The 21,017-nt window shown below is 50.7% G+C and carries 21 protein-coding genes; 19 read left to right on the top strand and 2 right to left on the bottom strand.

What is annotated here, in order from left to right; all coding sequences use genetic code 11:
- Window positions 1-106: 106 nt before the first annotated feature.
- The 10 genes from IRJ17_RS01725 to pstB (IRJ17_RS01680) all read left to right on the top strand — a co-directional run bounded on the left by IRJ17_RS01725 (window position 107) and on the right by pstB (IRJ17_RS01680) (window position 10,716).
- A complete protein-coding gene (locus IRJ17_RS01725) occupies window positions 107-1,753 on the top strand; it encodes a peptide ABC transporter substrate-binding protein (protein ID WP_122966594.1) in 1,647 nt (548 codons plus the stop codon).
- A gap of 181 nt (window positions 1,754-1,934) precedes the next feature.
- Window positions 1,935-3,524 carry a peptide ABC transporter substrate-binding protein gene (locus IRJ17_RS01720; RefSeq protein WP_242772917.1) on the top strand — a complete coding sequence of 530 codons (1,590 nt, stop codon included), beginning with the start codon at window positions 1,935-1,937 and terminating at the stop codon, window positions 3,522-3,524.
- Window positions 3,525-3,635: 111 nt separating this feature from the next.
- Window positions 3,636-3,893 (top strand): hypothetical protein, encoded by a 258-nt coding sequence (locus IRJ17_RS01715; RefSeq protein WP_063229439.1) that lies wholly within the window; start codon window positions 3,636-3,638, stop codon window positions 3,891-3,893.
- A 149-nt stretch (window positions 3,894-4,042) separates the two neighbouring features.
- The gene (locus tag IRJ17_RS01710; protein WP_229049802.1) at window positions 4,043-4,423 is read left to right on the top strand and encodes a hypothetical protein; all 381 of its coding nucleotides are present in this window, start codon (window positions 4,043-4,045) and stop codon (window positions 4,421-4,423) included.
- Between the two features lie 186 nt (window positions 4,424-4,609).
- On the top strand, window positions 4,610-6,289 hold the full coding sequence (locus IRJ17_RS01705) for an N-acetylmuramoyl-L-alanine amidase (RefSeq protein ID WP_242772914.1): 1,680 nt from the start codon (window positions 4,610-4,612) through the stop codon (window positions 6,287-6,289).
- Window positions 6,290-6,303: 14 nt separating this feature from the next.
- A complete protein-coding gene (locus IRJ17_RS01700) occupies window positions 6,304-6,852 on the top strand; it encodes a GerMN domain-containing protein (protein WP_173599863.1) in 549 nt (182 codons plus the stop codon).
- Between the two features lie 188 nt (window positions 6,853-7,040).
- Entirely contained in the window at window positions 7,041-7,994 is a 954-nt protein-coding gene (locus IRJ17_RS01695) for a phosphate ABC transporter substrate-binding protein (RefSeq protein WP_122966590.1), read from the top strand.
- Window positions 7,995-8,088: 94 nt separating this feature from the next.
- Window positions 8,089-9,036 (top strand): phosphate ABC transporter permease subunit PstC, encoded by a 948-nt coding sequence (gene pstC / locus IRJ17_RS01690; RefSeq protein WP_122966589.1) that lies wholly within the window; start codon window positions 8,089-8,091, stop codon window positions 9,034-9,036.
- Window positions 9,037-9,927: a phosphate ABC transporter permease PstA gene (gene pstA / locus IRJ17_RS01685; RefSeq protein WP_122966588.1), complete on the top strand. Its 891-nt coding sequence runs from the start codon at window positions 9,037-9,039 to the stop codon at window positions 9,925-9,927.
- A 15-nt stretch (window positions 9,928-9,942) separates the two neighbouring features.
- Window positions 9,943-10,716, top strand: a complete 774-nt coding sequence (gene pstB / locus IRJ17_RS01680) for a phosphate ABC transporter ATP-binding protein PstB (protein ID WP_063229446.1) — start codon at window positions 9,943-9,945, stop codon at window positions 10,714-10,716.
- A gap of 260 nt (window positions 10,717-10,976) precedes the next feature.
- Here pstB (IRJ17_RS01680) and IRJ17_RS01675 read toward each other — a convergent pair whose 3' ends face one another.
- Window positions 10,977-13,004, bottom strand: coding sequence for a methyl-accepting chemotaxis protein (locus tag IRJ17_RS01675; RefSeq protein WP_173598099.1), 2,028 nt, complete (start codon window positions 13,002-13,004; stop codon window positions 10,977-10,979).
- A 211-nt stretch (window positions 13,005-13,215) separates the two neighbouring features.
- On the opposite strand from IRJ17_RS01675, the gene pstB (IRJ17_RS01670) reads away from it, so the two are divergent.
- From pstB (IRJ17_RS01670) to IRJ17_RS01645, 6 genes are all read left to right on the top strand, one after another.
- The gene (gene pstB, locus IRJ17_RS01670) at window positions 13,216-13,968 is read left to right on the top strand and encodes a phosphate ABC transporter ATP-binding protein PstB (protein WP_122966586.1); all 753 of its coding nucleotides are present in this window, start codon (window positions 13,216-13,218) and stop codon (window positions 13,966-13,968) included.
- Window positions 13,969-14,044: 76 nt separating this feature from the next.
- Window positions 14,045-15,331 carry an arsenic transporter gene (locus IRJ17_RS01665; RefSeq protein ID WP_122966585.1) on the top strand — a complete coding sequence of 429 codons (1,287 nt, stop codon included), beginning with the start codon at window positions 14,045-14,047 and terminating at the stop codon, window positions 15,329-15,331.
- A gap of 161 nt (window positions 15,332-15,492) precedes the next feature.
- Window positions 15,493-15,885, top strand: a complete 393-nt coding sequence (locus tag IRJ17_RS01660; RefSeq protein ID WP_063229449.1) for a hypothetical protein — start codon at window positions 15,493-15,495, stop codon at window positions 15,883-15,885.
- A 6-nt stretch (window positions 15,886-15,891) separates the two neighbouring features.
- The gene (locus IRJ17_RS01655) at window positions 15,892-16,491 is read left to right on the top strand and encodes a gluconate 2-dehydrogenase subunit 3 family protein (RefSeq protein ID WP_242772911.1); all 600 of its coding nucleotides are present in this window, start codon (window positions 15,892-15,894) and stop codon (window positions 16,489-16,491) included.
- Window positions 16,481-18,118, top strand: coding sequence for a GMC family oxidoreductase (locus IRJ17_RS01650; RefSeq protein ID WP_229049803.1), 1,638 nt, complete (start codon window positions 16,481-16,483; stop codon window positions 18,116-18,118). Before IRJ17_RS01655 ends, IRJ17_RS01650 begins: the two co-directional genes overlap by 11 nt.
- A gap of 95 nt (window positions 18,119-18,213) precedes the next feature.
- Window positions 18,214-18,546, top strand: coding sequence for an ArsR/SmtB family transcription factor (locus tag IRJ17_RS01645; protein ID WP_063229451.1), 333 nt, complete (start codon window positions 18,214-18,216; stop codon window positions 18,544-18,546).
- Between the two features lie 21 nt (window positions 18,547-18,567).
- Here IRJ17_RS01645 and IRJ17_RS01640 read toward each other — a convergent pair whose 3' ends face one another.
- The gene (locus IRJ17_RS01640) at window positions 18,568-18,819 is read right to left on the bottom strand and encodes a glutaredoxin family protein (protein ID WP_122966583.1); all 252 of its coding nucleotides are present in this window, start codon (window positions 18,817-18,819) and stop codon (window positions 18,568-18,570) included.
- A gap of 217 nt (window positions 18,820-19,036) precedes the next feature.
- On the opposite strand from IRJ17_RS01640, the gene IRJ17_RS01635 reads away from it, so the two are divergent.
- The 3 genes from IRJ17_RS01635 to IRJ17_RS01625 all read left to right on the top strand — a co-directional run bounded on the left by IRJ17_RS01635 (window position 19,037) and on the right by IRJ17_RS01625 (window position 20,986).
- Window positions 19,037-19,204, top strand: a complete 168-nt coding sequence (locus tag IRJ17_RS01635; protein WP_063229453.1) for a gamma-type small acid-soluble spore protein — start codon at window positions 19,037-19,039, stop codon at window positions 19,202-19,204.
- Between the two features lie 115 nt (window positions 19,205-19,319).
- Window positions 19,320-19,706 carry a holo-ACP synthase gene (gene acpS, locus IRJ17_RS01630; protein ID WP_173599861.1) on the top strand — a complete coding sequence of 129 codons (387 nt, stop codon included), beginning with the start codon at window positions 19,320-19,322 and terminating at the stop codon, window positions 19,704-19,706.
- A gap of 242 nt (window positions 19,707-19,948) precedes the next feature.
- Entirely contained in the window at window positions 19,949-20,986 is a 1,038-nt protein-coding gene (locus IRJ17_RS01625) for an outer membrane lipoprotein-sorting protein (RefSeq protein ID WP_122966581.1), read from the top strand.
- Window positions 20,987-21,017: the final 31 nt, after the last annotated feature.

Below are 21,017 nucleotides of genomic sequence, written 5' to 3'. Positions count from 1 at the left end.
ATCTTTATAAATAAATAAAAATTTATTAAATCATTCTAAAACATATTTAAAAATAATATAAAACCATGTATATTGATAAAAGATTTAGAAAAGGGGGATTACTTGTATGAAAAAGAATGTTTTCGTAGCAATGAGTTCTATCCTCGTTCTTGGTGCGGCACTTGCAGGATGCGGTGGCGGTAACCAAGCAGCGCCAGCAGATAATAATGCAGCAGCAGGTAACAAAACGGAAACTCCTGCTCCAGCAGCTGGACCAAAAGTACTGAAATTGAACCTGCACTCCGAGCCGCCAACAGCTGACCCTGGTATTGCGGAAGATACAACTTCCAGCACGATCATCACAGCTACTTTTGAAGGTTTGACTCGTGTAGGTAAAGATAACAAAGTACATGAAGCAGCAGCTGAAAAAATTGAGATTTCTCCAGACGGTAAAAAATATACATTCAAAATCCGCGATGCTAAATGGAGCAACGGCGATGCCGTATCCGCAAAAGACTTCGAATTTGCTTGGAAACGCGCGCTCGATCCGAAAACAGCTTCCAACTACGCTTACCAACTGTACTATGTGAAGGGTGCTGAAGCCTTCAACAAAGGTACTGGTAAAGTAGAAGATGTAGGCGTAAAAGCAATTGATGACAAAACACTGGAAGTTGAACTGACTAACCCAACTCCATTCTTCCTGGAACTGGTAGCGTTCAAAACATACTTCCCAGTTCACCAAAAAACAGTTGAAGGCAACGACAAATGGGCTACTGACGCGAAAACAATCGTTGGTAACGGTCCATTCAAAATGGAAACTTGGGAACACAAGAGCAAACTGGTTGTTGTGAAAAACGACAACTACTGGGATAAAGACAACGTAAAACTGGACAAAATCGAGTTCTCCATGGTAGAAGATGAGAACACTGAGCTGTCCATGTATGAAAATGGCGAACTGGATTGGGCAGGTGCTCCAACTTCCGCATTGCCAACAGACGCAATTCCGGCTCTGAAAGATTCCGGAAAAATGACAACTCAACCGATCGCAGGTACTTATTTCTACCGTTTCAACACAGAAAAAGCACCTTTCAACAACGTGAAAATCCGTAAAGCGTTTGCTTACGCGATCGATCGTCAAAGCCTGATCGACAACATCCTGCAAGCTGGTCAATTGCCAGCAACAGGCTACGTGCCACCGAGCATGGCTCTGAACAAAGACGGCTACTTCAAGGACAAAGACCTCGATGCAGCGAAAAAATTGCTGGAAGAAGGTATGAAGGAAGCAGGCATCAGCAAACTGCCAACCCTGACACTTTCCTACAACACTTCCGAAGGTCACAAAAAGATCGCAGAAGCGATTCAAGACCAATGGAAGAAAAACCTCGGCGTAGACGTGAAACTCGAAAACAAAGAGTGGAAAGTATACCTGGATGATGTACACCAAGGTAAATACCAAGTAGCTCGCGCTGGTTGGCTGGGTGACTTCAACGATCCAATCAACTTCCTGGAAATGTTCAAAGAAAAAGACGGCGGAAACAACGATACTCGTTGGGAAAATCCGAAGTACAAAGAGCTGCTGAACCAATCCGCTCTGGAACAAGATCCAGAAAAACGTAAAGCAATCTTGGCAGAAGCTGAGCAAATCCTGATGGATGAAATGCCAATCATGCCAATCTACTACTACACTCAATCTTGGGTTAAAAACGACAAGGTTGACGGCGTAATCATCGACGGTCTGGGTGCTGTTGACTACAAATACGCTGACATCAAGTAATCATTGAAGAGATGCAACTGATATAAGGAAGAGAGGCGTTTTTAACGCTTCTCTTCTTTTTTTTGCGGCAAGCGGTCGGCGAGCATGGCGCAATCCTTTTATTAGAAAAATCACCCAAAAAATCCCTCTCGCTTGTATACTGATGGTAGAAGTCCATATAAAAAAATAAGGAGTTTTGATCGTGAAAAAAAGCGTAGTAGCAGTTACAAGCGCAATGCTGATTGTTGGGGGAAGCTTGGCAGGGTATGCGGATGCCGGACAAGCGGCGGAGCCGAAGGTGCTCAGGATGAATATGAACTCGAACCCGCCGACTGTGGACCCGGGGATCGCGGAAGATTCAACGTCAGGAGCAGTAACTAGGGCAATTTTCGAGGGATTGACCCGTGTAGGCAAAGATGGAAAAATCCATGAAGCAGCAGCGGAGAGTTATACCATTTCTGCTGACGGCAAAACGTATACATTCAAAATCCGTCCATCTAAGTGGAGCAATGGCGATCCGGTAACTGCTCATGACTTCGAATATGCTTGGAAACGCGCGCTGAACCCTGAGACAGCATCGAATTATGCTTACCAGCTATACTATTTGAAAGGCGCGGAAGCTTACAATCAAGGTAACGGAAAAGCGGAGGAAGTAGGAGTCAAAGCCATAGATGCGACAACCTTGGCCGTGGAGCTAACCGCTCCAGCCCCGTTCTTCACGGAACTGACAACTTTCTACACCTATTACCCCGTAAATAAAAAAGTAGTGGAAGCAAACGCACGATGGGCGCTTGACCCCAAAACGATTGTAGGGAACGGCCCTTTTCAAATCGAGACTTGGAAGCCCCAGCACCAGATGATTCTGGCGAAAAACCAGAACTACTGGGATAAAGGGAACGTAAAATTGGACAAGATTCATTTTTCCATGATAGAAGACGAACTGGTAGAGCTGACGATGTTTCGCAACGGAGATCTAGATTGGGCAGGAGCTCCTTTGTCCCAAATCCCACTTGATCTCGAGTTGGATTTGGGATCACCTCCGATACTTAACACTCAAGCGATAGCAGGCACTTATTTTTATCGCTTCAACACCAAGCAAGCTCCTTTTAATAATGTCAAAATCCGTAAAGCTTTTGCTTATGCGCTGGATCGGCAGGGGTTGATAGAAGCAATGTGGATGAATGTCCTTCCCGCCACAGGTTATGTGCCGTCGAGCATGGGGCTTAAAGCTGAGGGTTACTTCAAAGACAATGACATAGAAACAGCGAAACAGCTTCTCCAAGAAGGAATGAAAGAAGCAGGAATCAGCAAACTCCCTCCCATCACCATTTCCTACAACACATCCCAAAGTCATAAAAAAATTGCAGAAGTGATCCAATATCAATGGAAAAACAATCTTGGCGTAGAGGTGAAGTTGGAAAACACCGAATGGAAAAAATTTCTGGAAGATGTCCACCAAAGCAAATATCAAATATCCCGCTTTGGCTGGCTCGCCGACTTCAACGATCCGATCAACTTTTTGGAGATGTTCAAGGACAAAGACGGTGGGAACAATGACACTGGTTGGGAAAATCCGCAGTATAAAGAACTGCTGAACCAGTCGGCAAAAGAGCAGGACCCGCAAAAACGCAAAGCGATTCTCGCCAAGGCCGAGCAAATCCTCATGGACGAAATGCCGATCATGCCGATCTATTATTATTCACAAAATTGGCTGCAAAGCAAAAAGGTCGATGGAGTGGTTATGGACGGCTTGGGAATGATCGACTTCAAATACGCAGATATCAAGCCTTAATCTGCGGATGCCCTTCTTTCTTTTTTTCCAACGCATGGACAAATGACCAATCCATTGTGCTCCTGGCTACATAGAGTAAAAAGGAACAAACTGCAACCAGGGGGGATCGCTGTGGATATTGGCAAATTGCTCAGCATTGTAAGGTCAATTCCCAAAGACAAGCTGAAAACGGACGCAGGCTTGAAAGAGGTCATTCGCGATTTGGGCAAAAAAGCGGGCAAAAACTTCTCAGACAAGGAACTGAACGGATATGTGGCGCAGTTTCGGCAAATGTCCAAGACCGAAAACGTCGGGAGCCTGCTGAATAAGCTGTCCAAAAAAGGCGTTAATTCCAAAGACATCGACAACCTGAAAAAGCGCTTTAAATAAAGGGGGGGCTTATCTAGGAGGGAGGTGGGATTATCGCTGCCAAGACCCGAAGGAAAAAGAAGCAGGCCGTCTCCCAGGGCCAACTGTTAGAGACGATGCACAGGCTGGCTGATGCGCATGATGTGAGCAATGCCCAGGTGATGCGCGAGATGAACCAGATGAAGCAAGAGTTGCAGGATATGAAGGACACGCTTGGAAGACTGAAGGCTACGCCCAGTCTGGGACCGCGGCGTAGCATCTTGTTCGGTGGACGCCAGCGTCCGGTTCCTGTACAGTCCGCCCCGGAGAAACCGAAGCCTGCGATCTCGATTGAAGATTTGCTGCCGTTATTGCCGCACTTGAGCGGGGCTATTCCCCAACTGAAGAACCCGAAAGTAGCGGATTCAATCAAAGTCCTGTCAAATCCGGCTGTCATGTCCATGATTCAGCAGTTTATTGCCAGCGGGGGCTTGAATATGCTGAAAGGGCAGGGACCCGTTCAGGAAGTAAGCAGAAGAGAAAGGCGCGGCTTGTCGCGCTTCCTTCGATAGAACAAGCAGGATCAGACACGATTCTCTTTCAAAAGACTGCCTCTTTGTCAAAAAAGAGCAGTCTTTTGTCTTTTTGGTACGAAAAGACTATAAACTTTACAGATTCACTAGCGTCTAATAGAATGGTGAACGTTGCACAATGGGCTAACGCCACATAACAAATCAGACATCACGGAGGAGGTCAGGATGAAAAGACGATTTTACCCTCTGCTTCTGGCGCTGCTGCTGGTCCTGCTGCTTATCCCCGGTTGGGCGGCTGCGGCAAGTAGTGCAACTGAGGAGACCGTCAGCTTAATGATTGGTGGACAAGCAGTTACCCCGGATGTACCGCCATTGATCAAAAGCGGGCGGACATTGGTTCCCGTCCGTGTCATCGCAGAAGGTCTGGGCGCAGATGTCGCCTGGAATGAAGCGACCCGGACAGCTGTTATTACGAAGGGATCTCAGCAGCTTTCCCTCACGCTGGACTCGCGTACAGCGCAACTGAACGGAAAACAGGTCAAGCTGGATACAGCCCCTGTCATTTCCCAGAAACGCATGCTGCTGCCTTTGCGATTTGTCGGGGAATCGCTTGGAATCACAGTAGGTTGGGACAGCAGTTCCCGTACCGTCATTGCCAATGAGACGCCGCAAGTGACATTGAACGGACGCGCTCCTGAAAAAGCGATCAAGCTGTACCAGGTGTCTGACACGATGTATGTGGCTGCCGATGCAGTGGCAGAACAAGTCGGGCAAAAAGGCTTTGCCTGGAGTCGCCCAGAGCGCGGCATGACGATCGACAGCCAGCTGGTTCTCCCGTTGAAGCAAGTGGAAGACGAACTGGGCGGGTCGATTGACTGGAACCAGAAAAAGAACTTGGTCGAGATTGAAAGACTTAATCATCTGACAGGTGTTGAGCAAGATGGGGATCGCGTACATATTAATATGAAGCTGCCTGTACAGGCGAACGCTTTTGTACTGACAGGCCCCCATCGCATTGTGCTGGATCTTCCCCAAACGGCTTTGACAGATGATTTGGTGGAAGAGTTGAAGCAAAAGGAACAAGCAGCGAGCACGGGAGCATCTGAGGATCGCCAGCAGGCTGCTTCCGCAGATGACGAGGACGAACAGAGTGCAGAAGACTCCGATTCTTATAACGATGAGCAGCAGGCAGCTGCGAGTGTGCCGGAGGAAGAGCCGCTCATCGCCAGCCTTCGCTACAGCCAGTACAGTGCTTCTCCCGAGACGGTTCGCGTCGTCATTGAGTTGAACCAGAAGAGCGCGTATAATCTGGCGTATACGAAAGACGGTATCGAAGTGAAGCTTACCCCAAAACCTAAAAAGACAGGCTACCTCATCGTAGTCGATGCTGGTCATGGGGGAAAAGACCCTGGAACGTTGGGCGTGGCAGGCAACCACGAAAAAGATTACAATCTGGCTGTCGCAAACAAGCTAATAGCCTTGTTGAAACAATATCCGGAGTTTCAGGTAGTTCCGGTGCGTACGACAGATGTATTCTATGAGCTGTCAGAGCGGGTGGCGATTGCCAACGAGATGGATGCGGATCTGTTCCTGTCCATCCACGCCAACGCATTCCCGAAACCGACGACAGGCGGAACGGAAACGTTCTATTACAATGCAAACAGCAAAACATTTGCGCAAGTCGTTCACAAGTATTTGCAAGGTGCTACGCAGTTCCCGGATCGGGGCGTCAAGGCAAGTGGCTTTTACGTCATCAAAAACACCAAAATGCCGGCTGTCCTGACAGAGACAGGCTTCCTGTCCAACCCGCAAGAGAATGCGTTGCTTACCTCATCGGAATTTCAGGACAAAATCGCGAAAGCCCTTGCTGCGGCTATTCGTGAATACTATCAGTCTTATCAGTAAGGGAGGCTTTCACGATGAAAAAAAGTCTGATGATCGGGGTGGCAGCTTTTGCTGTGTTGCTTCTGGCTGGTTGCGGACAAAATGCAACGCCTGCACCGCAGCCGACAACACCTGTTGAACAGCCATCCGGCAATAAAACAGACCCATCGACTACAGAGCCGACACTGAAAAAACAGCTCGTGACCGTCTACTACTCCGACAGCGATCTGATGGAACTGCAAAAAGAAGAACAGGAAATCTCGTTTGCAGAAGACATCGAGAAGTACAAGAAAACACTCGCGCTGCTGGGGAAGCCAGTGAAGGCAGATGCTCATTTTCCGCTCTGGAAAGACTTCCAGTACCATTCGTTGACGTTTGCTGACGGCACGTTGACGATTGATGCGGATAGCAAAAACCAGTACAACCTCGGTTCCAGCGGCGAAGGAATGGCAGTGGACTCGCTGAAAGAAACCTTTTTTCAATTCCCGGAAGTAAAACAAATCGTCATCCTGGAAGACGGCAAGAAAACGGAATCGTTGATGGGGCATGTCGATATATCGCAGCCTTTGACCCGCAACAAATAAATAGTTAACCGCAAGCGAAAGGCGGCACAACCTGATTGAACAGGATGTGCCGCCTTTTATACATTTGCCCGACCATCTTTAAAAAAGCTTAACAATGGCATCACAATCCTACAACATTCGACCTGTATAGTTTGTACTTGTAAGAGAGAAAAAAACAAACCGAACCTTTTAAGGAGGATTTTCATCCAATGAAAAAACTCAGCAAAATGTTAATGGCGCTGACATTTGTAGGAGCATTGCTCGCAGGTTGTGGAAGCAACAATGCGGCTCCAGCACCACAGCAACCAGCGCAACAACCGGCGCAGCAACCAGCTACTCCGGCTCCGGAACAAAACAACTCTGGTTCGACAACAACTACATCGGGTGAACCGATCACTGCAGTTGGTTCTACCGCTTTGCAGCCTCTGGTCGAGCAAACGGCCAAAGACTTTATGGCAAAAAATCAAGGTGTGCAAATCCAAGTTCAAGGCGGAGGAAGCGGTACAGGTCTGAGCCAAGTAGCAAGCGGCGCAGCAACAATCGGTAACTCCGACATCTTCGCAGAAGAGAAAAAAGGCATTCCGGCAAACGAACTGGTTGACCATAGAGTAGCAGTTGTTGGTATGGCAGCAGCGGTTAGCCCGAAAGTAAAAGTAGACAACCTGACCAAGCAACAACTGATCGACATCTTCACTGGCAAAATCACCAACTGGAAAGATGTTGGCGGCGACGATATGAAGATCACGCTGGTAAACCGTCCGAAGTCTTCCGGAACCCGTGCAACATTCAGCAAATTCGCACTGGACGGAAAAGAAGAAGCAGAAGGCATCACAGAGGATTCCTCGGGTACCGTTCGCAAAATCATCGCGGAAACTCCTGGCGCAATCGGCTACCTGGCTCTGTCCTACTTCAATGACTCCGTAAAAGCATTGAAACTCGACGATGTAGAAGCAAACGCAGAAAACATTGCATCGAACAAATACCCAGTGTGGGCATATGAGCACATGTATACAAAAGGCGAGCCAACTGGCAACGCAAAAGCTTTCCTGGAGTTCATCCTGTCTGAAGAAGTACAAAAGAAAACTATTACTGAACTGGGCTTCCTGCCAATCACAGACATGAAAGTAGAACGTGATGCAGAAGGCAAAGTAACGCAAAAATAAGACACTCACGGGTCAACAGCAAAATAGAGGGGTGGGGGGGCCTTACCCCTCATTTTGCTTGCTCGAAAGCCGTTTTCTTTCTAGGAGGGAGAACATGAACCATCGTATTGAAGGGGTAGGGACAAATCGCCAATCACTGATTGCGCGAAAAATGCTGACATACAATAAACGCCAATTTACAGAGAATATGACCGGGCGAACAATCGCCATGGTATGTGCGGCTTTGCTGGTCATCGTCGTCTTGTCGATTACGTACTTCATCGCTTCCAAAGGGTTGTCCACCTTTTTTGTTGACGGTGTCAGTATCAGTGAATTTTTGACTCAGGTGAAATGGGACCCAGAGGGCGAGCCTGCACTCTACGGTGTGTTTCCTTTCATCCTCGGATCGTTTTTGGTAACGGCTCTCGCTGCATTGATCGCGGCACCGCTCGGAATTGGCGCAGCGATTTTCATGACGGAAATCTTCCCGGGCTTCGGGAAAAAAGTGTTGAAACCAGTTATTGAGCTTTTGGTTGGGATTCCATCCGTTGTATACGGATATGTAGGTCTTACTTTATTGGTTCCGTTTATTCGCGAACAGTTCGATGTGTTGGGCTTCAGTCTGTTGGCTGGGGGACTCGTACTCGCTTTGATGATTTTGCCTACGATCACCAGTGTGGCGACAGATGCGATCGAGGCTGTGCCTCAAGATTTGCGGAACGCATCGCTTGCTCTGGGTGCGACGCGTTGGCAGACGATTTGGAATGTCGTGCTGCATTCTTCCCTGCCGGGTTGCTTGACGGCGGTCGTATTGGGGATGGCGCGCGCATTTGGCGAAGCGCTTGCGGTACAAATGGTGATCGGTAACACGACGAAGCTTCCAGGCAGCTTGCTTGATCCAATCAGCACGCTGACGAGCGGAATTACGCTTAACATGGGAAATACGATTCAGGGAACGCCTTACAACAATGCGCTCTGGTCCATGGCTCTTCTGCTGCTTCTGATGTCGTTCGTTTTCATTATGATCTTGCGCTTTTTGGGCAGAAAAAGGCTGGTGAAGTAAATGAGAGCGAGATTGATGGACCGTATTGCGACTGTTGTGCTGACTCTGATTGCCGCTCTGATTATCGGTACGCTTATCGGCTTGCTCGGCTTCATTTTGACGCAAGGCTGGCATAAGCTGAACCTGGACTTTTTGACTTCTCCGCCTGATATCGTCAACGCAGGAGGCGGGATCGGACCGCAACTGTTCAACTCGTTTTACTTGCTGGTTCTGACCATGCTGATTGCTTTGCCGCTTGGCATCGGAGCAGGAATTTATATGGCTGAATATGCGCCGGATAACAAGTTCACACAGTTTATCCGCATGAGTATAGAAGTGCTTTCTTCGTTGCCGTCTATCGTTGTTGGTCTGTTTGGCTTGCTCGTCTTCGTAAACATGACGGGCTGGGGGTATACCTTGTTCTCCGGTGCCCTGGCTTTGACCGTCTTCAACCTTCCGTTGCTCGTACGCGTAACAGAGGATGCGCTGCGCAACGTGCCGCGCAGTCAAAAAGAAGCAAGCCTGGCGCTTGGCATCACCAAATGGCGGACGATCGTTTCCGTCATTCTTCCGGCCGCGCTCCCGGGCATTCTCACCGGGGCGATCCTCGCTTCCGGCCGCGTCTTCGGGGAAGCGGCTGCGCTCTTGTTCACGGCAGGGATGTCTTCGCCGAACCTGAACTTTGCTGATTTCTCCTTGAACAGCCCGACCTCTCCGCTGAATCCGTTCCGCCCGGCTGAAACATTGGCCGTGCATATTTGGAAAGTAAACAGCGAGGGGCTGACGCCAGACGCTCGCGATGTGGCAGACGGTGCGGCAGCTGTTCTGATCATTGCTGTGTTGCTCTTTAACCTCTCGGCCCGTTGGTTTGGTACTTGGGTGTACAAAAAGATGACTTCAGGGTCCAACTAAGGAGAGATGACGGGGATGTCCATACTCACCATGCAGGATACGATTATTTCGACAAACAATGTCTCGGTTTATTACGGCGAGAAGCAAGCCGTCAAAAATATCTCGATGGAAGTCGAGCGCAACTCGGTGACGGCTTTTATCGGGCCGTCCGGCTGTGGAAAATCGACGCTTTTGCGCAGCCTGAACAGGATGAACGATCTCGTTCCTTCGTGCCGCGTGACAGGCTCGATTGTCGTGGATGGAATCAACATCAACAGTGAGGAAGTCAACATCGAGAGCTTGCGCCAGGTCGTCGGAATGGTGTTCCAGAGGGCCAACCCTTTTTTCAAATCGATCTATGAAAATATCGCGTTCGCCCCGCGTTTTCACGGATTGACGGATCGCCGCAAGCTGGACGAACTGGTCGAGACGAGCTTGCGCAAAGCGGCTTTGTGGGACGAAGTAAAAGACCGTCTGCGCGATTCCGCCCTGTCTCTGTCAGGCGGACAGCAGCAGCGTCTGTGCATCGCACGCGCCATTGCCATGCAGCCGACCATTTTGCTGCTGGATGAGCCGGCTTCTGCGCTCGACCCGATTTCTACGATGAAAATCGAAGAGTTGGTCATGCAACTGAAGGAAGAGTACACAATCGTGATCGTGACGCACAACTTGCACCAGGCGGCGCGTATCTCGGATAAGACGGCGTTCTTTTTGCTCGGCGAACTGGTCGAGATGGATGAAACGGGAAAAATTTTCACCTCGCCAGAAAACGACAAGACAGAGGCGTACATCAGCGGTCGCTTTGGCTGAATCGCGAAGGAAAAGGAAAAGGCTCTCCTGGCAGCATGCTTGCGCAGGAGGGCCTTTTCTTGTACAGTCTCGGGGCAAGGGCAAGGGCAAGGGCAAGGGCAAGGGCAAGGGCAAGGGCAAGGGCAAGGGCAAGGGCAAGGGCAACGCCGGAGCCAGAGCCACGGCCACGAAATGCAGCATGACTCCCCAAGCATTGATGATGACTGCTGCGCCGTGCGACGAGTCCGCTAGACAGCAAAACAAGCAACAAAAAAAGCCTTCTATGCAGAAGGCTTTTCTACTGCCCGGAAAAACCGGATTTCGTGCTCCAAATCTTCTACGATGCCAGCCAGTCGCTCTGAATCGTGCAGGAACTGCTCAGACAGCGAGAGACTTTCCTGATTGGCGGCGACGGCTTGCTGGGTGCCGGCAACCACTTCCTGAGCGGAATCCGCGAGGCTGTCGACGCGCCGGAAAATGACCTGGCTTTGACTGGAGATCGTTTCGGCCAACTGCCTGATCGCTTCAAACTGCGTCGTCAAAACTTCGCTGATCGAGATCGTCTGCTGGAAAATATCTGTCGCCTGATGCAATGTGTGAATCCCGTCGACGGTCGCGTGATCGGTAGTTGCCAGACAAGCTTCTACGCGCTCCATCCGGTTCTCGCCGGACGTGATGACGTGTTGGATGCGAGTAGTGGCCTCCTCGGTTTGCTCCGACAACAGGCGGATTTCGTCAGCCACGATGCCGAAGCCGAGTCCAGCCTGACCAGCTCGCGATGCTTCAATCCGGGCGTTGAAAGACAACAGTCTGGTGCGCTGCGAGATGGAGGAAATCCAGCCGAGAATGTCCCGAATGTCATCCATGCTTTCTCGCATCGAACCCATCGCCTGAAGGGATGCTTTCATATCCGTCGAGATTTTTTGCATGTTGTCTTTTAACAGGGCGATTGAGGTTGCGGCTTTGGCGCTTTGTTCCCGCGATTTCTGATTTTGCATGATCGCTGTTTCCATCGATTGGGTGACGCGGCCCAACTCTTGCGTGATGTCTGCCATAGTTTGGTGAATATCATCGATTTGGGCTTGCTGGTTGTCCATTTCCAGGGCGAGCCGCTCCGTGACGGAGACGACCTCTGTCTGCATGGCGTGGGAGTGTCGCGAGCCTGTTCCGACATGCTCGGCCACCTGTTTGACATCGGAAATGACGTACTGGATTTTGCCGATGATCGTTCTGATCTGTCCGCTCATCCGGTTGAAGCTGTCGGCGAGCTGTCTGATTTCATCATTGGTTTGGACGTGCATCGTCTGGAACAAGTCGCCTTCGCTGAAAGCCGTCATTTTTTGCTGGACTTCTTTGACGGGCTTGATAATTTTGCGAACGTACAAATAGAGCAGCAAAGCCAGTGAAATCAGACCGACGAGCGAGACGACCAGAATCGTCAGTTGCAAGCGGCGGACCTCCTGCTTGACCTCTGATACGGATTGAACGACGATCATTCCCCATTTGAGCGCCGGGTCGAACTTGTAGGCGGCGAACGCATCCATGCCGTTTATATGGAACGAATCAAAGCCTGACTTGCCTGCGATCACATTGGAGACGACGGGCAGCTCCGTGAGCAGGGGGCGCTGCAAGGCGTACGTTTTATCCGGGTGAGCGAGCAGCTTCCCTTGCTGATCGACAATCATCGCGTACCCGGTATTTCCCAGCTTGATTTGTCCAATCGACTCGCTGAGCTTTGGCACGGAGACGAACGCTACGACTACCCCGACAGGTTCTTCCTCGTCGTTGCGCAAAGCCATCGACACGGCGATTTTGGGAAACTCGGTTGCGGAAAATTGAAACACGTCCGAAACAAAAGCGGTTGGCTTGTCCCACGCTCCTTTGTACCAGTCTGCTGCTCGCGGATCATAAGAGCTGTCCAGCGGGGAGCCTGGGAAGGTCAAGTAACGCCCATCTGCTGTAACGACCTGAATTTCCGAAATCGTCGGATTGCTGTTAACCATGTCGGTAAAGATGCCGAAGCTCTGACTGTTTGTGATTTTGCTGTTTTTGTAAGTAGAAGCATAGGAGGAAAGAGCGGTGATGATCGACTGTACGCGGCTGTTCACTTCCTGCAAGGCAGACCCGGATGCATCGAAGAGCTGCTGTTTCGTTTTTTCATTGAGTGTGCTTTCCGATTGATAACTGATAAAGAATGCGGCAATGGCCATCATGCTGACTACCATAGTCAAAATCCCGAAAAACAATCTGGTAAAAATCGATCGGTAATGAAACGACGCGTTGCCCAATATACGTTTTTTTCTCGGCATTACATGCTCTCCCCTTATTCGACAAAACGTTCAGCTTTATTGTAGGGTGTACTATTGGGGGCGTATATGGTTTGCAAGAAACATTTACCATAACTTTACCTAGCTTTAAAACTTTATGGAAACTTAATATAGTCCTCATCAAAGCATAACATTGGCGAGCTATAGTGGTTGAGTAATCAGATGCTACAACCGCGAAGGAGCGAAGGAAAGCATGAGTGTTATTTCGGTAAGAGAGTTAAATCTCTTCTACGGTAACAAACAAGCCCTCTATCATATAAATCTTGATGTTGAGCCAAATTCCATTACAGCTTTGATCGGGCCGTCCGGCTGCGGGAAGTCTACGTTTTTGCGCACGTTGAACCGGATGAACGACTCTGTTCCGAACACCAAAATCACCGGGGTTGTAAAGGTGTTTGATGAAGACATTTACAGTTCCAGCGTGGAAGTCGAGCGGTTGCGTAAAAATATCGGAATGGTGTTCCAGCATCCGAATCCGTTTCCGAAAAGCATTTACGACAATGTCACCTACGGACCGAGACTTCACGGCATGATGGATCGCCACAAGCTCGACGAGATCGTGGAGAACAGTCTCAAGGCCGCTGCTTTGTGGGACGAAGTCAAGGACGTGTTGAAAAAGCCTGCTACCGGACTGTCTGGCGGACAACAGCAACGTCTCTGTATTGCACGCGCGCTGGCTGTCCAGCCGCAAGTCATTTTGATGGATGAGCCTACTTCTGCGCTGGACCCGATCTCCACGGCGAAAATCGAGGAGCTGCTGGAAGAGCTGAAAGATACGTATACGATCGTCATCGTGACGCATAACATGCAGCAAGCAGCGCGTATTTCTGACAAAACGGCGTTCTTCCTCAACGGGGAGCTTGTGGAATTTGACCAGACGCCAACGATTTTCCAAAACCCGCGCGACAAACGGACAGAGGACTACATTACTGGCCGTTTCGGATAAAGCAAGTTTGTAGTAAGGTAGAGGAGCGGACCGATTGCGGGTTCGCTCTTTTTGGCGTGGAGGGGAGACATACGCGGTGGTCTGGATTTCATTGTTGATTTTTATCGTTACGCTGACATTGGTTATTTGGCAGCCAAAAGGTTTGTCGATCGGCTATCCGGCGGTAGGGGGAGCTGTGTTGGCTCTTGTGACAGGGGTAGTGTCACTCGCTGATGTGGCGGAAGTGACGTCGATCGTCTGGAATGCCACGTTTGCCCTGGTTGGCATTATCATCATTTCGCTCATTTTGGATGAGATCGGCTTTTTTGAATGGGCCGCCCTGCATATGGCGCGATTGGCAAAAGGAAATGGACGCTTGATGTTCACCTACGTCATTTTGCTCGGGACGCTGGTGTCTGCTTTGTTTACGAATGACGGAACAGCGCTGATCCTGACGCCGATCGTACTTGCCCAGGTTCGCGCACTGAAGCTCGACGGCGGGATGGTTTTGGCATTTGTCATGGCGAGCGGTTTCATCGCTGATACGAGTTCCTTGCCTTTTGTGGTCAGCAACTTGGTCAACATCGTTTCCGCTGACTATTTCGACATCGGCTTTGCCGAATACGCGCTGAAAATGGTTTTGCCCACCTTGTTTTCTGTCGGCGGCAGCCTGCTGGTTTTGTTTCTGTACTATCGCAAAAGCATCCCGCGTCACGTAGATTTGTCCCAGCTTCGGCGGCCGGGAGAGGCTATTCGCGACCAGCGACTGTTTCGCCTGGCGTGGCCGATTCTCGGCGTGCTGTTGCTCGGCTTTTTTCTAAGCGAGTCGATCCATGTGCCTGTTTCGTTCATCATCGCGCTCGCCGCTCTCGTGTTTTGCCTCGTTTCGCGAAAAAGCAAGGCGATTGCCATGGGCAGGATCATGAAGGAAGCGCCGTGGGTGGTCGTCATTTTTTCCATCGGCATGTATGTGGTGGTCTGGGGGCTGCACAATGCGCAGCTTACGGATTTGGTGAAAGCGGCGCTCGTTGCGCTCATGGATTGCGGCTTGCTTGCAACCACGCTAGGCACAGGGCTGATTTCCGCCATTTTGTCTTCGATCATGAACAACTTGCCGACCGTCATGTTCAACGCTTTGGCGATTGGCAGCACGCAAGCAGAAGGCGTCTTCCGCGAAGCGATGATCTACGCCAACGTCATCGGGAGCGATCTCGGACCCAAAATAACGCCGATTGGCTCGCTCGCCACTTTGCTGTGGCTGCACGTACTGGGCCGCAAAGGCGTGAAAATTACGTGGGGTCAATATTTTCGCACAGGGGTTGTGCTGACGGTGCCAACTCTCATCATTACTTTGCTGGGGTTGTACCTGACACTGATCCTTTAAAAGAAACGGATAAAGCAAGTCTGCTGACGATTGGACCAGCAGGCTTGTTTTTTTATGGACGCGAAGAGGGCTGTTTTCCGAAAATAGCTTTTTTACTCGAATAGGACAGCAGAAGCAAAGGGAAAAATAGGCGCAACATACAGCAAAAGGAGGATGTTTCCATGTGGCAGGGCTGGCCGATCGAGCGTGTGCTTATTTTGTTTGCGGGACTGTCGTTCATTTTGATTGCCGTTCAAGTCACTCTGTTTCATTCCAGACAAAACTTTCGGCATTGGGCGATGTGGGTGCCTGTGATTGAACTGCCGATTTTTGCGGTTGCCGCTATTGTGTTGTCGTTCGTGAATGCAGGATGGCTCAGGTGGGTGTTTGCCTTGATGATGTTCGTCGGCATGGGGGGAGGCGTGTACGGGGCTTATCTGCACGCCGCAGGAGTCAAACAGCGCGTAGGCGGATTTTCGCAATCGCAAAATTTTTTGGTCGGCCCTCCGGTTATTCTTCCTCTGCTCATTACGGCGATTTCTGCTTTGGGGCTATTGGCCCTGTTCTGGGGGTGAGGGCAGATGGCAAAGTACAGACGTTACCCTGCCTATGATGTGTGGGAAGAGCACGCCAATTGGGATGGTCACACGCGACAAATTGTTGGAGCCAGGAAAATGCCGCAGGTCGCCCACAGCTACTTGCTGCCTGCCGAGGCCCTTTTGCTGCAAGCGATTGTGAGTGTGCTTGTAGACGACCACAGGCTGGAGGTGCTGACTTTTGTCGTGGCGCATATCGATGAGTCGCTCGCGAGTCCCGTCGGAGAATCGCAGCGCAAGGTCGGTGTTCCGGAGAAAAAACAGCTGTATCGTCTCGGCCTGGCAGGTGTGGAAGCTGAGAGTCACGCAGAGTTCGGTTGCGAGTTTGGCGCGCTCTCCGCTGGCGATCAGGAGCAGGTGTTGAAGCGGATTTCTGGCGGCAGCGTGAAGGAGCAAGAGGCGTGGACGCATGCTGCGGCCGTCGATTTTTTCAAAAAGCTGCTGCACGATACCGTGCAAGCCTATTATTCGCACCCGCTCGTCTGGTCGGATATCGGTTACGGCGGGCCAGCTTATCCCCGCGGTTATGTGCGGGTGGAAAAAGGATTGACAGACCCATGGGAGGCGAAGGCAAATGGCGAATAACGACGAGAAGCGGCATCCCAACGAAGCGGATCGGGCACGTTCCTCCCAGGATGGCCTGGTACGAAAATACGCGGAAGAAGCAGATGTATGCATCGTCGGAGCAGGCGCGGCAGGAGGGGTGCTGGCGTACGAATTGGCGAAAGCAGGACTGCGCGTGGTCGTGCTGGAAGCAGGGCCGTTCTGGGACCCGCAGCGCGACTTTGCCAGCGACGAGTTGAGCATGCAGCGGCTTGCCTGGCAGGAGACGAGGCTGGTTGCGGGAAACGACCCTTTGCGGCTGGGTCATAACAACTCCGGGCGGGGAATCGGCGGAGGCACCGTTCATTTTACAGGGGTATTTTTACGATTTCACGAAAGCGATTTTATGACCCGGACAGCAGATGGGGTCGGGGAAGACTGGCCGATCACCTATCATGACCTGGCTCCGTATTACGACAAGATCGAGCGGGAAATTGCCGTGTCAGGCCCGCATCATTTTCCGTGGGGAGCTTTTCAGGGGCCGTATCCTTACCCGGTTCGCGAACCGATCAGCGCCAACGCCCAATTGTTCCGGGAAGGCTGCGACAAGCTGGGGATCGAAAGCGTAGTTGCCCCCCTCGCGATTTTATCGGCTCCGTTTGACGGACGTCCGCCCTGTATCAACCGCGGCTTTTGCAACCAGGGCTGTATGCCGAATGCCAAGTACAGTGGTCTGATTCATCATATTCCAAAGGCGATCGCAGAAGGAGCGGAAGTATTGTCTGACTGCACGGTCACGGAAATATTGATGGCGGGCGACCGAGTCAGCGGAGTGTTGTTTTCCCATCAGGGGCTGATGCATCGGCAGATGGCGCGGGTCGTTATTCTCGCCGGTTTTGTTGTGGAAACGCCACGCTTGCTGTTGAACTCGGCGACATCGCGGTTCCCCCAAGGATTGGCCAATTCCAGCGGCTGGGTAGGCAAAGCGATCATGCCTCATTCAAGTCATGACGTCTACGGGCGGCTCCCGGAAGAAGTGCGCCTGTACAAAGGAACGCCAGTGCTTGCCTTGACCCAGCACTTTTATGAGACGGAGCGGGAGCGCGGCTTCGCCAGAGGGTACACGCTGAGTGCGCATGGATCAAGACCAGTCGGCATGGCGGGAGCAATCGCGACGGAGCGGGAAGACAAAACCTTTTTGTGGGGCAAACAACTGCGGGAAACGATGCTTGATTACAACATGTATGCGCGAATTACGCTGGTAGGGGAAGTGCTCCCTCATCCTGACAATGCCGTTACGCTTAGCGGGGAAAAAGATGAAAACGGGATGCCGATACCGAAAGTCACTTTCAGCTATCAGGAAAACGACCGCAAGCTGTACCAGCATGCCATCGGGCAGATGAACCGGATCATGGAAGCGATGGGCGGAAAGCCGGAGCATGTCGTCTCGGATACCGCTCATTTGATGGGGGGCTGCCGAATGGGGAATAACCCCGAGCAGTCGGTTGTGAACGAGTTTGGGCAATCTCATGACATTCCCAATCTTTTCATAGCGGGTGCTTCCACATTCGTTACATCGAGTGGCAGCAACCCGACAAACACAGTAATGGCGCTGGCTGCGCGCACAGCGGACAAGCTGATCGAAGCGATGCAGCAGCGAGATGTTTAAGAAGTGTTCAAGGAACTTTTACGTTCATATCTTCCCCATCATATAAGCCATATAGTATACTGGGAAACAGATATGCAAGGCAAAGGTGGGTTCGTATGGAAACGGATTTGATGCAGGTATTGTTTTTATCCGAAGTTTACAAGCTGCTTGGTGACAAGACGCGCTTGACGATCATGGCTCTTTTGCAAGTCCAATCACTGTGTGTCCGTGATCTCGTGGAGATTCTGCAAACTTCCCAACCCTCTGTTTCCCAGCACTTAGCTAAGCTAAAGACACATGGTTTGGTCAAAGAGCGTCGCAAGGGACCATGGGTATTTTACTCTGTTAATACAGAATGCTCTCCTGCCGTTAAGCAAATTTTGTCTCACTTGCCAGATATGTCACCGATTGTCAAACAAAAATCAGCCGATGAACCTTCGTTCGGCTGATCAGTCTTAGGAAGCGTTGGATCAGATGAGATCCAGCGCTTTTTTTAATTCTTCCTTGTCGAAGCCGTGAATGACAAACTGTTCGCCGCCTTCCTTTTCGATGAAAGTAACGGGAGTCATGCTGGCTCCGAGGTTGATGGCTTCCTGGAAAAAGGCGTCGTTTTTGCGGATATCTCTATCTTCAAAAGCGATGTTTTGGGATGTCAGCCACATTTTTTCTTCCTGGCAAGGGCCGCATGTCGTCTGGGTGTAAACAATAACGGTTTGAGCCATGTAAAACGCTCCTCTCAAGTGGTAGTCGATCACTTAATTCGCGCTTGCTTACGGATTTCCTGCGCGGTATTGCACTTATAGGATACCCCGGTTCGCTGGTGAAAACAGGACAGAAGCAATCGGAGCGAGTTTGTACGGTCTGGAAAAATTAGGATGGATATGAGCGAGGGGGGCGGTACAAATTATATTCAGTGACGTCGAGGAGGTGAATGGAACGATGCCTAAACAAAACAAGCAAGCAGGAATGAACAAAGCTAACCAAGCGGCTCAGGCGCAAAACACTGCTACTGAATTTGCTAGCGAAACAAACGTAGCGGAAGTTCGTCGTCAAAACCAACAATCCGCTCAAAAATCCGGCCAACAAGCAGGTCAAGCTACTGAGTAGTAGCTGTAGACAACAACCCTCGCATCTTGCGGGGGTTTTTTCGTTTGGCTTGCAAAAAGGGCGGAGAGGATGGTACTGTGACAGCAGAATCTACAAGCTGGGAGGGCTTTTGCCCATGATTGTCGGTATTGGCGTGGATATAGTAGAGATTGAACGAGTTGCAACATTGATCGGGCGAAGGGAAAATGCGATCAACCGTTTTCTCACCGATGAAGAAAAGCTGCTGTTGACGGGAAAATCGGCGCACAGGCAGGCGGAGATGGTGGCTGGCAGGTTCGCGGCCAAAGAAGCCGGGGCAAAAGCACTCGGGACGGGGATCGGACAGGCACTCAGCTTTCTCGATATGGCAATCACTCCGAGCGAAACGGGCAAGCCGTTGATGCAGATCAATCCGGATGTACTGACCCGACTGGGGCTGGAACCGGCGCGCATTCGTGTACACGTAAGCATTTCGCACAGTCAGACGCACGCTATGGCACAGGTGGTTGTGGAAGAGCTGTAAACTTGTCTGCATATTGGGACGAGGATGGACATACATTTATATCGCGTAGATCAGGAGGGACTACCTGCTCTGACACAGGAAGGGTAAGTCTTCAGCCGATCAAGCGATATCGCGTCCTTTGTACCCCGTACAGCTTTTTGACACGATGAGCGCTGCAAGAGGCGAAAGACTGACAGATTTCCCAGGAAATAGACAGGGGTGCCCTTCTTTGTCGAAAAAGTTGACAAGGAGGAGTTCATTGAATGAAAAGGGCAGCTTTACCACTGGTGTTATTGTTGGTCTTTACGTTGATGCTCGGCGGTTGCTTCGGTCAGAAAACACCAGAAGATGTGGTGAGTGACCTGAACGGAGCACTGGGGAAAATGAGCGGATACAAGTCTCAGGCGGTTTTGACTATGCAGACGGGCTCTACACCTATGGAGTATGACGTCCAGGTCTGGTATGAGAAGCCCACGAATTATCGGGTGGCGCTCACCTCCAAGCAGCGTGGAATTACCCAGATCATTCTGCGCAATAACGAAGGAGTTTTTGTCCTGACTCCGCACCTGAACAAAAGCTTCCGCTTCCAGAGCGGTTGGCCGGAGAACAATGGCCCACTCTATTTGTATGAGACGCTGGCGAAGAGCATTATTGACGATGCGGAGCGTCAAATGAAGATGGAGGAAAAGCAGTACGTCTTTGAAGTGAAAGCAAACTACAGCGGCAATCGCTCGCTCACCAAGCAAAAGATTTGGCTGACAGAAGACTTCAAGCCAACTCATGCGGAGATTATGGATTCGAGCATGAAGCCACTGGTGCGAATCGACTTTACCGAATTTTCGTTCAACCCTACCTTTGACAAGGATGCGTTTGACAGAGATCGCAACATGAGCACAAGCTCTTTGCCAGCAATTCCAACGATGGCAGGCGCAAACGGACAGGTCGCCAAGCTTCCGAACAGCCAGTTCGGTGTGATCGTGCCGACTTACGTGCCTGAGGGAGTCAAGCAGGGCGATATCGAGCCAGTGACGCGTGATGGCGTGCGGACAGTCATCCTCAACTACAAAGGGGCGTATAACTACAAGCTGATCGAAGCCCGTCCGACAGAAGCTTCCGTATCTTATGAACAAGGCATGCCTGTCAATCTCGGCTTCACAGTCGGGGTGCTGGCACAAACGGGTGAAAAAACACGACTGCTCACTTGGGAGCTGGACGGTGTCGAATTTACAATCGCCGGAGATTTGCCAGAAGAAGAGATGGTCAATGTCGCTCAGTCGACTTACGGTCTCGGCGGGAAATAAAAATAGGGAGAGGGGACGGCTTATGACCGTC

It is taken from the genome of Brevibacillus parabrevis, from assembly GCF_022701015.1.
Taxonomy (GTDB): domain Bacteria; phylum Bacillota; class Bacilli; order Brevibacillales; family Brevibacillaceae; genus Brevibacillus; species Brevibacillus parabrevis.
The sequence above is the reverse complement of the archived record's forward strand: the minus strand, read 5'-3'. Positions and strand labels throughout refer to the sequence as shown.

Bases quoted from the DNA above. Each gene is read 5' to 3' on its own strand.
- IRJ17_RS01645 (WP_063229451.1), top strand. From the start codon at position 18,214: ATGGAAACGGATTTGATGCAGGTATTGTTTTTATCCGAAGTTTACAAG.
- IRJ17_RS01640 (WP_122966583.1), bottom strand. From the start codon at position 18,819: ATGGCTCAAACCGTTATTGTTTACACCCAGACGACATGCGGCCCTTGC.
- pstB (WP_063229446.1), top strand. From the start codon at position 9,943: ATGTCCATACTCACCATGCAGGATACGATTATTTCGACAAACAATGTC.
- IRJ17_RS01695 (WP_122966590.1), top strand. From the start codon at position 7,041: ATGAAAAAACTCAGCAAAATGTTAATGGCGCTGACATTTGTAGGAGCA.
- IRJ17_RS01650 (WP_229049803.1), top strand. From the start codon at position 16,481: ATGGCGAATAACGACGAGAAGCGGCATCCCAACGAAGCGGATCGGGCA.
- pstC (WP_122966589.1), top strand. From the start codon at position 8,089: ATGAACCATCGTATTGAAGGGGTAGGGACAAATCGCCAATCACTGATT.
- IRJ17_RS01700 (WP_173599863.1), top strand. From the start codon at position 6,304: ATGAAAAAAAGTCTGATGATCGGGGTGGCAGCTTTTGCTGTGTTGCTT.
- IRJ17_RS01710 (WP_229049802.1), top strand. From the start codon at position 4,043: ATGAACCAGATGAAGCAAGAGTTGCAGGATATGAAGGACACGCTTGGA.
- pstA (WP_122966588.1), top strand. From the start codon at position 9,037: ATGAGAGCGAGATTGATGGACCGTATTGCGACTGTTGTGCTGACTCTG.
- IRJ17_RS01635 (WP_063229453.1), top strand. From the start codon at position 19,037: ATGCCTAAACAAAACAAGCAAGCAGGAATGAACAAAGCTAACCAAGCG.
- pstB (WP_122966586.1), top strand. From the start codon at position 13,216: ATGAGTGTTATTTCGGTAAGAGAGTTAAATCTCTTCTACGGTAACAAA.
- IRJ17_RS01660 (WP_063229449.1), top strand. From the start codon at position 15,493: ATGTGGCAGGGCTGGCCGATCGAGCGTGTGCTTATTTTGTTTGCGGGA.
- IRJ17_RS01725 (WP_122966594.1), top strand. From the start codon at position 107: ATGAAAAAGAATGTTTTCGTAGCAATGAGTTCTATCCTCGTTCTTGGT.
- acpS (WP_173599861.1), top strand. From the start codon at position 19,320: ATGATTGTCGGTATTGGCGTGGATATAGTAGAGATTGAACGAGTTGCA.
- IRJ17_RS01655 (WP_242772911.1), top strand. From the start codon at position 15,892: ATGGCAAAGTACAGACGTTACCCTGCCTATGATGTGTGGGAAGAGCAC.
- IRJ17_RS01675 (WP_173598099.1), bottom strand. From the start codon at position 13,004: ATGCCGAGAAAAAAACGTATATTGGGCAACGCGTCGTTTCATTACCGA.
- IRJ17_RS01705 (WP_242772914.1), top strand. From the start codon at position 4,610: ATGAAAAGACGATTTTACCCTCTGCTTCTGGCGCTGCTGCTGGTCCTG.
- IRJ17_RS01625 (WP_122966581.1), top strand. From the start codon at position 19,949: ATGAAAAGGGCAGCTTTACCACTGGTGTTATTGTTGGTCTTTACGTTG.